Raw genomic sequence first — 13455 nt, forward strand, 5'->3', positions numbered from 1 at the left:
CTGTCACAGCCCCAGCTTGATGAGTTAGAGGCCCTATATCGCAGTCTCAACCCCGCTCAACTGACCCGGCAGATCTTGACCTACCAGGACCGGTTGATGAGCCGGGCTAAAGATAAAACCCTGGCCATGGTCGCCAACATCGAAGACAAACAACACGCCCGCACCGCCCGCCAGAAAACTGGGGTCAAAACCAAAACCGCCTGACCCGGCCATTTCGCGCTCAAATACTGTGAGGCACAACAACCCGCTCACTTGAGCCTTGGCGCTCACGATCTATGAGGCACCACTTAGCGTTCGCGCTCACCTTGACATGAGGCACTCCGGGTTGGTGTAGATTCCTGCAGGGGCCGGAGCTTGTGCTCCACTTGGGCAAGGAGCCTAATGAAGAACGGGGTAGGTGGCGTTATGCAGTATTAGTCTTCGTCGGTATCCGCAGAATCGCCGTCTGAGCTGCTTCCGTCGCCGGAGATGTCATAGCGCGACATGTCCTCGGGGTCGTCGTGAGGCGAGTCCTCTGGTTCGGTGAATTCCTCGGTTGGATATTCTGGGGCGACCTCGTTCATGTACTTCAGCCACATTGGACCGGCTAATTCCGAGCCCCACAGGTTCTCGTAGTATTCTCCGCCAATGGTCGAACCGCGTAGAGATTCGAGATCGGTGTAGCGTCCAGCCCACGCCGAGGTGGACAGTCCAGTGGTGTAACCGTTAAACCATGTGGAGGATTCGAAGTTATTCGTTCCCGTCTTGCCAGCCATTGGGTATTGCGGGTTACCGTCGGCCGTGCGCTCCTCCGCGATGGCTATGAGTGTCTCATTCAATTGTGCAACGATGTCGGAATCAAGGGCCTGTTCACAGCTTGCTTCTGGAACCTGGTATTCGTTGCCTCGAGCGTCGGTGACCTCCACCAAGGCCCGTGGGGTGCAATATTCTCCGTCGTTGGCAAGCGCTGCGAAAGCCGAGGCCTGGGTCAACGGTGACACTTCCGTACTGCCCAATACGAACGACGGGTGCGCTGGACTGATCTCGGTGCCATCATCGCCCCGGACGTAGCCAACTCTGCTGAGCAGATCCGTGATATCACACAGATCTGTTGCTTCGGCGACTGCCGTGGTGGCTGTGTTGATGGACCAGTAGAGGCCAAAATCGGCCGTCATGTCGCGTTTCATATCCTCGATGGCGTTATTGACTGTCCAGCCGTCCTCGTCATGGATCTGCACGCTGCCACCATCCTGGCAAGAGGCGGTCCACTCGTTGCCTCGTTCCCATTCATCTTTGGACGCGTCCACCATATCGGTCATGGAATTGCCGTCTTCCAGCCAGGCTGCGAAGACGAAGGGCTTTAGCGTCGATCCGCCCTGGAAGCCGTTGCCGCCCCCATCAGCAGAGTCGACGTTGAAGTTGAGTTCTGTGTTTCCATCGCCCTCTTCCGGGGTGTAGTTGGTGTTCTGCGCCATGGCACGAATCTCACCGCTACCGGGCTCGACACTGACCAGTGCGGAGCCCGCGCCGGAGGGGTCAGCGTTTGGAACGGCGTTCAACACTTGTTCTTGAGCTACTTCTTGAGTCGTCGAATCCAAGGTGGTGGTGATTTCCATGCCGCCGCGGTTGAGTAAACGTTCGCGGGCCTCCCGGTCTTCGCCGTACGCATCATCGGCAAGGATCTGTTTGATGACATAGTCGCAGAAATACGGGGCGGTCGTGGCTGCAACACAGCCAGCGTCTGCGGCGTGGATGTCGAGGTTCAGGTCTGACGCCACTGCCTGATCATATTCTTCTTGTGTGATGAAGTCGTTGCGCAACATCGCACCCAAGACCGTATTGCGTCGCTCCTGTGCTGCTTCGGGATTCGTTTCGGGGTTGTAGCCATTGGGGTTCTGCACAAGCCCGGCGAGGGTGGCGGATTGTTGGATGTTTAGCTCAGCAGCCGAAATGCCCCAGTAGTGCTGGGCTGCGGCCTCAATGCCGTAGTTTCGGCCACCAAAAAAGGCCAGGTTGAGATATCCTTCTAAAATCTCTTCCTTGGACATCTTTTCCTCGAGATCGGTAGCGACCCGCGCTTCATTCAACCGATCCGCTATCGAGGTGGTGCCACCGGCGATGAGCTCATCCTTGCCGCGCAGGTAGTCGGCGTTGAGCAATTCGAGGCTGACATATTGGTGAGTCAGCGTTGAAGCGCCCTGCATCGAGTCGCCGATGAGATTATTGATCATCGCGCGGCCAATCGACCGCAGGTCGGTCCCATCGTGTTCGTAGAATCGTTCATCTTCAATCGCGACGATGGCATCTTGCATCTCTTGTGAGATCTCGTCAATTTCGACAGGGTCACGGTTCTCCGCATAGAACTGCGCTATTTCAGTTTTGCCGTCAGCCGCGTAGAGCGTCGACGGTTCAGATAGCGGTTCTTGTCGAAATTCTGGCGGATGCGCTGCGAGCAGCTCTGAACCGGTCGTGGCTGTTCCGCTAACAATCGTTGCCACAGGCCATAACGATCCAGCGGCAACTGCACCGCCAACAACGCTCAAACCCACAAACAACAGCAGTCGCCATATCGTCGTCCTCGGGGTGGGGGCCCCTGAACCGCGATCATCATGCACGGGCGTGCCTACTGGGAGCTGCATTCGGTGGTCTCACCTCGGTGAACGGCTACATCTATCTATGTTCATTGTGACAGGTATCGCTCCATTTACCTATACGACGAGTGGCCACAAGCTACCTGCGAGAACGCGTTTGGGTGGGGTCCCTCGGCGATATTGGTCAGCTCCCCAACGCACTATTGATAATGAGACTCAATTGCAGTAAGCTCTAGTTGCGCCGACGGTGGTTGTCGTTCAGGCGTCGCAAATCGCTCACAATTTCGTCCATTCATTAGACCTCAGGAGTACTATGCTTTCCCGTTCGAAAAACTCTCTAGCTGTGGTGGGAACTTCCGTTGCGGCAGCCCTGCTTCTTGCTGCTTGTTCAAGTGATGCAGGGGAAGCGACGGGGGACGCCCGGGAAAGCTCGTCAGCGAATGTGGTGGCCACAACCACCCAGGTAGGCTCATTGGTTGAACAAATTACAGCGTGCGGCGGTGGTGAGGCCCAGACATTGATGACTGCAGGCGATGATCCGCACCAGTTTGAAGTGTCGAGTGCACAAGTTGCTGACATGGTGAGCGCGGATCTTGTCATTTCCAACGGGCTGGGCTTGGAGTCTGCAATGCAGCGCTCGCTTGATAATGCTGTTTCGGATGGCGCAGAGCTATTTGAACTTGCACCAGAACTAGACCCCTTGCCGTATGGCGGCGATCACGAACATCACGGCGAAGAACACGATCATGATGAGCATGATCACGACCACGGAGAATACGACTCGCACGTCTGGTTAGATGTCTCGCGGATGGCAGATGGTGCAGAGTTGATCGGTCAGCAAATCGCTGCAGCTAGCGGTGACGACGCCTACATTGACTGTGGTCAAGAAGTGGCGACCGAATTACGTGAGGTCGATGCCGAGGTCGAGGGGATTCTCTCGGCTCTTGACACCCCTCGTCTTGTCACGGATCACGCGGCGTATGGGTACTTCGCAGACCGTTACGGGGTGGAAATCTCGGGGGTGGTCATCCCAGGTGGCTCCACGGATGGCGAGCCATCATCGAAAGAGCTGGCCGAGCTGACGAATCTACTCAATGAGCAAGGGGCTGATGCGTTGGTGACTTCGCAAGCCAATACAAATCCGTTAGTTACTGCCCTAGCTGAAGAGACAACAAATGATGTGCCTGTCGTAGCGCTATATGAAGGCGGCATTGGGGAACCCGGATCGGAAGCCGACACTTACCAGGACGCTATGTTGTACAACGCCAAAGCGCTCGTTGATGCTCTGCAGTGATTGATCATCCGCCCATGAGTCTGCCAACGGGTTCAACGACGGCTTGGTGGTCTGACCCCATTTTTTAGGTCCAATCGTTATGTGAGTCCATAAACCCCGTATTTTCGGGGAGAATGGACCATACCATGAGTAGACAACGAAAGCGCCACACGCCGGAACAGATCGTTCGGAAACTTGGCCAAGCAGACCGCCTTCTCGGTGAAGGCCAAACCGTGGCTGACGTGTGCCGCGAACTTGAGGTTGCTGAGCAAACCTATTATCGGTGGCGCAACCAATACGGTGGTATGAAAGCCGACGACGTCAAGCGACTCAAAGAGCTTGAAAAGCAAAACGCTTCGCTGAAACGGCTCCTGGCCGAGGCAGAGCTAGAGAAGGCTGCGTTGAAAGAGCTTGCGGAGGGAAACTTCTAGGCCCAGGCAGACGCCGCGCCGCGATTGCTCACTTACTCCGGTCGTTTTCGAACAGTGAGCGTATGGCATGCCGTGTGGCTGGGCTGTCCCGATCTGCCTGGCGCAGACCCCTGAACCTGTGAGCAAGGCAAAGTGCTCAAGATCTGCTCGATCGTGGATGAACACACCCGCGAATGCATCGGCGGACTAGTCGAACGATCCATCACGGCAGACCAATTCATCGACCCCCTCGAAGAACTCATCGTCCAACGCGGCACTCCTGCAGTGCTGCGAAGCGACAACGGGCCAGAGTTCATCTCTCAAGCGGTGCTGTCCTGGGCAGCCGACCGGACAGCGTTGTCATATATCCCGCCAGGCCAGCCATGGCAGAACGGTACGTTGAATCATTCAACGCCAGATTGCGTGATGAGTGTTTGAATATCAAGAGTTTCTACTCGCTGCTGCATGCCCAAGTCATCATCGGCGACAGGAAACAACAATACAACCACCAGCGAAAACATTCATCACTGGGACATCGGACTCCACAGCCGACTATGCTCAACTCTGTACCCACGTAAGAAGAATAAATTGACTCACATACCGCCTGGACCTAAACGCGGGGGCGGCTCACTTGCGAGCGAAGTTCTAGGACAAACTTCGCTCGAATGCTCCGTATCATTATATGAGATTCCCTCCGTCACGTGGAATTGACACATTGCGGCAGGAGCTTAGATCTGGGTGGCTCTGAAAGCCACCATTGATAGCTCCGAACGAGCTCAACGGTTAAATTAAACCGTGGCTCTCACCGGCACCATGAGTGGACTCCAGTACTGCAAATATTCAATAGGACGCGACGCAGCTGTCAGTATATTCTGTTCGTGCCCAGGTTTCTTGAAAACGTTTGACGAACTGTAGACTTTCGACTTTTGGGCATAAATTTACCGGCACCATCAAGACTCTCCGCCTTGTCAGATGCCGGTTTGTGGTGCGCCCTCCGGGACTCGAACCCGGGACCTACTGATTATCGGTTAGCCGACAAGTGGATAGTGGCAATGTCAAAAATGTTGCTCTGGACGTTGGAAACTTCTTTGCATGTCAACTACAGTTGACATATGGTTGAGGTTGTTAGATCGGTGACTTTTGATCGATGGTTACGAAAGCTAAAGGACCGTCGGGCGGTTACTCGAATCCGGATTCGGGTTGACAGGTTGGTGGCTGGAAACCCCGGTGATGTGAAACCAGTCGGTCGAGGAATTTCTGAATTGCGTATTCACTATGGTCCGGGATATCGCGTGTATTTTTTACAGGACGGCGAGCACTTAATCTTATTACTGGCCGGAGGGGACAAATCAAGTCAGAGTGCAGATATCGTAATGGCTCGAGCCATAGCAGAAACATGGCAACGAAGACGAGGAGGGACACCATGAATCACGACGCTGAAACTTTTGACCGTTATGACTCGGCGGACTATGTGAATACTTTTGACGACGTCGCTTTTTACCTAGAGGCTCTCATTGATGAGGGCGAGGATGACCCGCGTATGATTGCACACGCGTTAGGTACCATTGCTCGATCACAGAACTTTAGTGAGATTGCACGTCAGGCTGGTATGAGCCGCGAGGGGTTATATAAGGCGCTCTCGCCTGATGGCAATCCAACGCTGGGGACTGTGGTAAAAGTAGCTCATGCTCTTGGGCTTCGCTTGCGTTTCGAAGCTATTGCATAACGGGGTATTAACTGAACACCCACGTCTCATTCAGCTAGCACAACTCGATAGTTAGCAGATTAGATAGCCATACTGGCACTTCGGACTCATGAGCAGCCACAGAAATACCTCGCAAAACCAGAGTTTTGCGAGGTATTTATTTGTGATGAACTCTCTGGAAATCGAACCCGAAACCTGCCGATTCAGTGAAAGATAATCATCACTTTAGAACCCTTCTTGAGATCGTTGTTACGAACGTCATTTATGATCTAATCTTGATCTTTCCTTGGTTGCAACTGGTTCGCTGCGAATTTTTCTACGTAGGCTGCGTACTCATACGCACGTTGCATGTTGCCGGGCAGCGGAGGATCCACTGGCTTCCATGGAGTGGCGCGGTCTTCTGCTACTTGTGTTAACAGGGGCAGCCATACAGAGTCGAGCACACTTCGTGCCCACTGAATTGCAGCGGCTTTGGAAGCGACTTTGCCCGTCATCATGGTATAGAGCACCCGACTATAGGTCTGCACGATATACTTCTGCGTCCAAGTATGATTCATATCAGCCCACTCGCGTATCCCTTCCAACATGCCAGGCAGGGCCTGACGTGCTGCTTCCCGCATAGCTTTTTCTGAAATGGGGTCGATTAGATAGCGGGTCGGAGGACCGCCAAGCACGATACCATGATTGCGTAGGATCCATCGTGTATGGAGGTTGTTGCAGTGTTCGTCCCAAGTCATGTCTCGATGAGCCCGATCAACGAACAGCCATTCCTTGCCCAGACCTCCAACCCCACGCAATGAGTCTGCATCGGCGTAGGAACCCTCGATATTGTCCGACCAAAAGCCTGGGCGCGTGGGTATAGCGGCGTGCAAGCGTCGTAAGTCAGCTTCTATCTGCCCGCTGGGAGTTTCGGTTGTGACGATAATGAAGTCCGCGTCGCTTTGTGCATCGCCGCTGCCGAGCGCAAAAGAACCTTGCAAATACCCGCCAACGTAGGTGTCTTGTAAAATTTCACGCGCGGTCTCGTTCAAGTCGCGTAACAGAGCATTCAGTTCTGGAAAAGGTGTAAACAAAAGATTTGCTCCTCGACACTCGTGGAATGACAGATCGCGTTCAACGGGCACGACGAGGCGTGTAAGGTATCGCCGCCCCGTTAGGAGCAGCGATGACGCGCAGCAAAGAAGCAAGAGAAAGTCATAATGACATGCTAGCAATCAGTGCCGAACGGAGTGAGCCATTGTCGTGATTCGGAGCCTTGCGCTTCGTAAGAGAAACTCGTTGGGACGTTGACTCTTGGTCTGTGGTTCCTGGCTCGGGCATGGAAGTGCTGCATTTGGCTGGGGGCTTGCCGAACCTCACCTCTATTTGTCCGGAGGCGAAGGATCGAGATCATTACTCCGGAAATACTGTTCCAGCTCGAAGACAAGGAGTCTTGTGACGTGCGAAAGGTCTAGGACGAAGATTGATTTGTCAGCTCCGCGCCGACCGAGAACAGCGACATGTTCGATCGTCGAAAGCCTACCTGCGGTCGTGCGTCACTGCGCCTTGTACCGACCTTGTTTTTGTTCGGAACCCTAGAGTACTCGTTACCCAGACTGGTAATGCCGATAGTCGCTAAGTCATTTTGTCTGCACGCAGCTTTTGGGTATAAATTTACCGGCATCTGCAAGATTGTTTTATGTTGTCAGATGACAAATTATTGTGCGCCCTCCGGGACTCGAACCCGGAACCTACTGATTAAGAGTCAGGTGCTCTACCAATTGAGCTAAGAGCGCTAATCGCCTTTTGGCAACGAAAAGAGACTTTATCAAAGAATTGCCAAGAGGCAAAATCCATACAGCACTTCGATGGTGCCGAGTATACCGACTTCCCACAAGGCCTTGTTCCTAGCCTGTTGTGTGAGACACGATCGGTCACGTGAAGAGTTGTAGGACAGTGGCTTAGTAAGATTTGGTCCATGACGTCTAAAAACCCAGAAATTGACATGAAGCCGCGTTCTCGCGATGTAACCGATGGATACGAACGTGCTCCGGCACGCGGGATGCTGCGTGCGGTAGGTATGGGCGATGGTGACTGGGACAAGCCACTGATCGGTGTTGCTTCGTCCTGGAACGAAGTCACCCCGTGCAACCTTTCGCTGGACCGCTTGGCTGAAGCCGCCAAGACGGGTGTGCACGCAGCCGGTGGGTACCCGCTGCAGTTCGGTACTATCTCGGTTTCTGATGGTATTTCCATGGGCCACGATGGCATGCACTTTTCGCTGGTCTCCCGTGAAGTTATTGCAGACTCGGTTGAAACCGTGATGATGGCCGAGCGCCTTGACGGCTCGGTCCTGTTGGCAGGGTGTGACAAGTCGCTGCCGGGCATGCTCGTTGCTGCAGCTCGACTGGATCTGGCATCGGTATTTGTCTATGCCGGTTCGATTGCCCCGGGCTATGCAACGCTGTCCGATGGGGTGGAGCGCCAGGTGACACTGATTGACGCTTTCGAAGCGGTCGGTGCCTGTGCTCGCGGCACCATGTCGCTGGAAGATTTGGACACGATCGAACGCGCTATCTGCCCGGGCGAAGGGGCCTGTGGCGGTATGTATACCGCGAACTCGATGGCATCGGTGGGCGAGGCCTTGGGTATGTCTCTGCCAGGCTCGGCTGCGCCACCGTCCTATGACCGCCGTCGTGATTATGATGCTCGTCGGGCTGGCGAGGCCGTCATCAACATGCTTGAAAAGGGCATTACCGCCCGCGACATTTTGACGAAGAAGGCGTTTGAGAACGCGATTGCCGTCATGATGGCCTTCGGTGGTTCTTCCAACACTGTGCTGCACCTCTTGGCGATTGCCTACGAAGCCGGCGTCGATCTATCGCTGCACGACTTCAATCGCATTGGTGACAAGATCCCACACATCGCCGATATGAAGCCGTTTGGCGAATACGTTATGACCGACCTGGATCGTATCGGCGGTGTTCCTGTTGTGATGCAGGCGCTGCTGGATGCCGGTCTACTGCACGGTGACGCACTGACCGTTACCGGTAAAACCGTGGCCGAAAATCTGGAGGACCTCAAGCCGAAGAAGCTTGACGGTGCCGTCCTGCGTGAACTGGACAACCCGATTCATAAAACCGGTGGTCTGACCATCCTGCACGGTTCAATGGCCCCAGAAGGTGCCGTTGTGAAATCAGCAGGCTTCGACGCTGAAGTCTTCGAAGGTACCGCACGCGTTTTTGAGCGTGAGCAGCACGCCATGGATGCCCTGGCCGCCAATGAGCTGAAGAAGGGCGACGTCGTCGTCATTCGTTACGAAGGGCCAAAGGGCGGGCCGGGCATGCGTGAAATGCTGGCCATTACCGGTGCCATTAAAGGCGCAGGGCTCGGCTCCGATGTTCTGTTGCTCACCGATGGTCGCTTCTCCGGTGGTACCACCGGGTTGTGCATTGGTCACATTGCTCCAGAAGCAGCAGTGGGCGGCCCGATCGGGCTGGTTGAAGACGGCGATATCATTCGCGTCGACATTGCAGACCGCTCGATTGAACTCGATGTCTCCGACGAAGAGTTAGCTCGCCGGAAAGAAAACTGGCAGCCCATTGAACCGAAGTTCACCACCGGTGTACTTGGAAAATTCGCGTCACTTGTACAGTCGGCCGCAGAAGGCGCACACTGTAATGTGAAGGTAGAACTCTAAGCGCTTGTTGCTCGGGGAGCCTGATTTGACTTTTTCAGGCAAAACGACCATTATTAGGGCATGTCGAAGACCCTAGTAGTCGTTATTTAGCAGCGCATGGACTGAAGTATTCAGACGGCGGCAACGCCCTCCATGCGCTGAACCCCGAGCAGGCAAACCCGCCGAAGCCGGGGTTTTTTTATGGGTACCGCACACCGCGAAGCACCCTACGACGTGAACGACGTCGACAGCAATAACTGCACAACTTACGACTGATCGAGGCGCACTAAATGAGTTCCGGATCAAATATCACCCCCTCGGTGATGCCATCTCATCCGCCACAGCGGGAGAAAACCGTACCCGACACCGACGTACAAGCCGTTCCAGGCTCAAATCAGGTAGTCGAACCCACCAGCATGACCGGCGCCCAAGCCATCGTCCGCTCGCTCGAAGAGCTGGACGTGACCGACGTCTTCGGACTGCCAGGCGGCGCAATTCTGCCCACCTACGACCCACTGATGGATACCTCGCGAATCCGCCACATCCTAGTGCGGCACGAACAAGGTGCAGGCCACGCAGCCCAGGGCTACTACCTGGCCACCGGCAAAACCGGTGTCGCCATTGCAACCTCCGGCCCCGGTGCCACCAACCTGGTGACCGCCATAGCCGATGCCAACATGGACTCCGAAGCCGTCGTCTTCATCACCGGCCAGGTCGGATCCAAGCTCATTGGCTCGGATGCGTTCCAAGAAGCAGACATCGTGGGTATCACCATGCCCATCACCAAACACTCCTTCCTGGTACGCCGTGCAGAGGACATCCCGCAGGCCCTGGCAGAAGCGTTCTATATTGCCAACACCGGCCGGCCGGGTCCAGTGATCGTCGATATCACCAAGGACGCACAGGAATCCCAGATGGAATTCTCCTGGCCGCCAGTCATGGATCTGCCAGGCTATCGACCAGTAACCCGCGGGCACTCCCGCCAGGTTCGCGAAGCAGCAAAACTCATCCAGGATGCCAACCGTCCAGTCCTGTATGTCGGCGGCGGTACGATGCGCGCACAAGCATCCGAAGAGCTCGCCGAACTGGCCAAACTCACCGGGGCTCCCGTCGTTACCACGTTGAACGCCCGCGGTGTTTTCCCAGACAACGACCCACAGAACCTCGGTATGCCGGGGATGCACGGGACCGTATCGGCGGTATCGGCACTGCAGATGTCTGACCTGCTGATCACCCTCGGCGCGCGCTTTGACGACCGCGTGACCGGGCAGCTCACCTCATTTGCTCCGAATGCCAAAGTGATTCACGCGGATATCGACCCCGCTGAAATCTCCAAGAACCGCACCGCAGATGTCCCGATTGTCGGTAACGTGAAATCGATCCTGCCTGAGCTGACCGAACAACTGCGGGAAAGTTTCGCAGCGCGCGGTACACCGGATCTGACCGAGTGGTGGAAGATCGTCAACCATACACGCGAGACGTACCCGCTGGGCTACACCCCAACTGAAGACGGGTTGGTGGCGCCGCAAAAGGTTATCGAAACCCTTTCCGACATTGCCGGACCCGAAGCCATTTATGTCGCCGGCGTGGGCCAGCACCAAATGTGGGGCGCACAGTTTGTGGGGTATCAGCGACCCAACCAGTGGATGAACTCTGCTGGTCTGGGCACCATGGGTTTTGCTGTTCCAGCAGCCATGGGTGCACAGGTTGCCGAACCCGACCGTGCGGTCTGGGCCATCGACGGCGATGGCTGTTTCCAGATGACCAACCAAGAATTGGCCACTTGTGTGATCAACGAAATCCCCATCAAGGTTGCGCTGATTAACAACTCGTCGCTGGGCATGGTCCGGCAGTGGCAGACCTTGTTCTACGATTCCCGGTACTCCAACACCGATCTGAACACCGGCGCAGACTCGATTCGCGTGCCCGACTTCGTGAAACTCGCTGAGGCTTACGGCGCCGTCGGTATTCGAGTCGAAACAGAAGAAGACATCGCCCCGGCCATCCGGAAGGCCATGGAAATTAACGATCGCCCCGTCGTCGTCGACTTCGTGGTCTCCGCAGACTCCATGGTGTGGCCGATGGTCCCATCCGGTGTTTCGAACGATCAAATTCAAGTAGCCCGGGACATGACCCCGGAGTGGGACGAGGAGGACTAACATGCAACGCCACACCCTTTCGGTACTGGTCCAAGACGTCCCGGGTGTCCTCACCCGTGTCGCCGGACTCTTCGCCCGCCGCGCATTCAACATCGAATCGTTGACCGTTGGTCAATCCGAAGTCGAAGGCCTCTCTCGTATGACCGTCGTGGTCGAAGCAGAAGGCGACGCCCTAGAGCAGGTCACCAAACAGCTCAACAAATTGGTCAACGTCATCAAAATCGTTGAACTCATACCGGAACAGTCCTCCCAGCGCGACCACATCCTGGTCAAAGTCCGCTCCGATGCCTCCACCCGCGCATCGGTAGTCCAAGCTGTAGAACTGTTCCGCGCCAACGTGGTGGACGTATCCACCGACGCAGTCACAGTAGAAGCAACCGGTGCCGCACAGAAACTGGAAGCCCTGCTGGAAGTACTCGAACCCTTTGGCATCCGCGAACTCGTGCGCTCCGGCACCATCGCAGTTGCCCGCGGCGGCAAATCCATGACCGACCGTGCACTGACCAAATAACCAACCCACCAAGGAGAATGACACTCTCATGGCCAAAAAATACTACGACGACGACGCCGACCTCTCACTACTGCAGAACCGCAAAGTAGCCGTCATTGGTTACGGCTCCCAGGGCCACGCCCACTCGCTGTCCCTGCGCGACTCCGGCGTCGACGTACGCATCGGCCTGGCCGAAGGCTCCAAGTCCAAGGCCAAAGCTGAAGCCGAAGGCCTGAAGGTCCTCACCGTAGCTGAAGCCGCCAAAGAAGCCGACGTCATCATGATCCTGGTCCCAGACCAGCACCAGGCCAAGGTCTTTTCCGAATCCATCGAACCACACCTCGAAGAAGGCAACGCCATCTTCTTCGCCCACGGTTTCAACATCCGCTACGAATTCATCAAGGCTCCAGCCGGTGTTGACGTTGCCATGGTTGCACCAAAGGGCCCAGGCCACGTTGTTCGTCGCGAATTCGAAGCCGGCCGTGGTGTGCCAGCGCTGATCGCCGTTGAAGAAGACGCATCAGGCAACGCCAAAAACCTCGCTCTTGCATACGCTAAGGGTGTCGGTGGAACCCGTGCAGGCGTCATCGAGACGACCTTCACCGAAGAAACCGAAACCGACCTGTTCGGTGAACAGGCTGTACTGTGCGGTGGCGCATCCCACCTGGTCCAGGCAGGATTCGAAGTGCTGACCGAGGCCGGCTACCAGCCTGAAATTGCGTACTTCGAGGTACTGCACGAACTGAAACTGATCGTTGACCTCATGGTCGAAGGTGGCCTGGCCAAGCAGCGCTGGTCCATCTCTGACACCGCTGAGTTCGGTGACTACGTTTCCGGTCCACGCGTCATTGATGCTCGTGTTAAAGAAAACATGCAGGAAGTCCTCAAAGACGTCCAAGACGGTACCTTTGCCAAACGCTTCATGGACGACCAGGCCGCGGGCGCGCCAGAGTTCAAGAAGCTTCGCGAACAAGAAGAAGCACACCCAATCGAAGAAACCGGCCGTGAACTTCGCAAGATGTTCTCCTGGCTGGCAGAAACCGACGACGACTACACCGAGGGCACAGCCGCTCGCTAAGACGTCACGGTACAACACCGCATATTCGAAGGACGCCGGCCGCATCATAACGTTGATGGGTCGGCGTCCGGCGTTCAAGGTTATCTAGAATCGGTCGAGATGCCCGAGCCTA

At 55.7% G+C, this 13455-nt stretch carries 10 protein-coding genes, 1 tRNA gene and 1 pseudogene; 9 read left to right on the top strand and 3 right to left on the bottom strand.

Translation table 11 applies throughout. The features are described from left to right. The coding region (locus G583_RS16800; RefSeq protein ID WP_040895895.1) for a hypothetical protein at nucleotides 1-204 on the top strand (204 nt) is incomplete at its 5' end. Nucleotides 205-413: 209 nt separating this feature from the next. On the opposite strand, the gene G583_RS16005 is transcribed toward G583_RS16800, so the two are convergent. Further along, nucleotides 414-2618 carry a transglycosylase domain-containing protein gene (locus G583_RS16005; protein ID WP_022871564.1) on the bottom strand — a complete coding sequence of 735 codons (2205 nt, stop codon included), beginning with the start codon at nucleotides 2616-2618 and terminating at the stop codon, nucleotides 414-416. A 265-nt stretch (nucleotides 2619-2883) separates the two neighbouring features. Between G583_RS16005 and G583_RS0112740 the strand changes: the two genes are divergently transcribed. The 4 genes and pseudogenes from G583_RS0112740 (at nucleotide 2884) to G583_RS0112755 (ending at nucleotide 5979) form a co-directional block, all read left to right on the top strand. Next, on the top strand, nucleotides 2884-3864 hold the full coding sequence (locus G583_RS0112740; protein WP_022871565.1) for a metal ABC transporter substrate-binding protein: 981 nt from the start codon (nucleotides 2884-2886) through the stop codon (nucleotides 3862-3864). Between the two features lie 125 nt (nucleotides 3865-3989). Continuing rightward, a pseudogene (locus G583_RS16660) lies at nucleotides 3990-4845 on the top strand (integrase core domain-containing protein). A 520-nt stretch (nucleotides 4846-5365) separates the two neighbouring features. Beyond that, on the top strand, nucleotides 5366-5680 hold the full coding sequence (locus G583_RS16665) for a type II toxin-antitoxin system RelE/ParE family toxin (protein WP_084677394.1): 315 nt from the start codon (nucleotides 5366-5368) through the stop codon (nucleotides 5678-5680). After that, nucleotides 5677-5979 carry an addiction module antidote protein gene (locus G583_RS0112755; RefSeq protein WP_022871567.1) on the top strand — a complete coding sequence of 101 codons (303 nt, stop codon included), beginning with the start codon at nucleotides 5677-5679 and terminating at the stop codon, nucleotides 5977-5979. The genes G583_RS16665 and G583_RS0112755 overlap by 4 nt, the downstream gene beginning before the upstream one ends. Before the next feature lie 248 nt (nucleotides 5980-6227). Here the strand turns inward: G583_RS0112755 and G583_RS0112760 are convergent, their stop codons facing one another. Both G583_RS0112760 and G583_RS0112765 read right to left on the bottom strand, forming a co-directional pair. Next, nucleotides 6228-7031 (bottom strand): aminoglycoside adenylyltransferase domain-containing protein, encoded by an 804-nt coding sequence (locus G583_RS0112760; RefSeq protein ID WP_022871568.1) that lies wholly within the window; start codon nucleotides 7029-7031, stop codon nucleotides 6228-6230. Between the two features lie 629 nt (nucleotides 7032-7660). After that, nucleotides 7661-7733 (bottom strand) — tRNA-Lys (locus G583_RS0112765). Between the two features lie 182 nt (nucleotides 7734-7915). On the opposite strand from G583_RS0112765, the gene ilvD reads away from it, so the two are divergent. From ilvD to ilvC, 4 genes are all read left to right on the top strand, one after another. Continuing rightward, nucleotides 7916-9637: a dihydroxy-acid dehydratase gene (gene ilvD / locus G583_RS0112770; protein ID WP_022871569.1), complete on the top strand. Its 1722-nt coding sequence runs from the start codon at nucleotides 7916-7918 to the stop codon at nucleotides 9635-9637. 302 nt (nucleotides 9638-9939) lie between these two features. After that, complete coding sequence (locus G583_RS0112775; protein WP_022871570.1) at nucleotides 9940-11775, top strand: acetolactate synthase large subunit; 1836 nt, start codon at nucleotides 9940-9942, stop codon at nucleotides 11773-11775. A gap of 1 nt (nucleotide 11776) precedes the next feature. Further along, nucleotides 11777-12286 carry an acetolactate synthase small subunit gene (gene ilvN / locus G583_RS0112780; RefSeq protein WP_022871571.1) on the top strand — a complete coding sequence of 170 codons (510 nt, stop codon included), beginning with the start codon at nucleotides 11777-11779 and terminating at the stop codon, nucleotides 12284-12286. Nucleotides 12287-12314: 28 nt separating this feature from the next. Next, complete coding sequence (gene ilvC, locus G583_RS0112785; RefSeq protein WP_022871572.1) at nucleotides 12315-13343, top strand: ketol-acid reductoisomerase; 1029 nt, start codon at nucleotides 12315-12317, stop codon at nucleotides 13341-13343. Nucleotides 13344-13455: the final 112 nt, after the last annotated feature.

Origin of the sequence: Yaniella halotolerans DSM 15476, from assembly GCF_000420805.1 — a bacterium.
GTDB lineage: Bacteria > Actinomycetota > Actinomycetes > Actinomycetales > Micrococcaceae > Yaniella > Yaniella halotolerans.

Coding starts and splice junctions, on each gene's coding strand:
- G583_RS16005 (WP_022871564.1), bottom strand. CDS start 2,618: ATGCAGCTCCCAGTAGGCACGCCCGTGCATGATGATCGCGGTTCAGGG.
- G583_RS0112740 (WP_022871565.1), top strand. CDS start 2,884: ATGCTTTCCCGTTCGAAAAACTCTCTAGCTGTGGTGGGAACTTCCGTT.
- G583_RS16665 (WP_084677394.1), top strand. CDS start 5,366: ATGGTTGAGGTTGTTAGATCGGTGACTTTTGATCGATGGTTACGAAAG.
- G583_RS0112755 (WP_022871567.1), top strand. CDS start 5,677: ATGAATCACGACGCTGAAACTTTTGACCGTTATGACTCGGCGGACTAT.
- ilvD (WP_022871569.1), top strand. CDS start 7,916: ATGACGTCTAAAAACCCAGAAATTGACATGAAGCCGCGTTCTCGCGAT.
- G583_RS0112775 (WP_022871570.1), top strand. CDS start 9,940: ATGCCATCTCATCCGCCACAGCGGGAGAAAACCGTACCCGACACCGAC.
- ilvN (WP_022871571.1), top strand. CDS start 11,777: ATGCAACGCCACACCCTTTCGGTACTGGTCCAAGACGTCCCGGGTGTC.
- ilvC (WP_022871572.1), top strand. CDS start 12,315: ATGGCCAAAAAATACTACGACGACGACGCCGACCTCTCACTACTGCAG.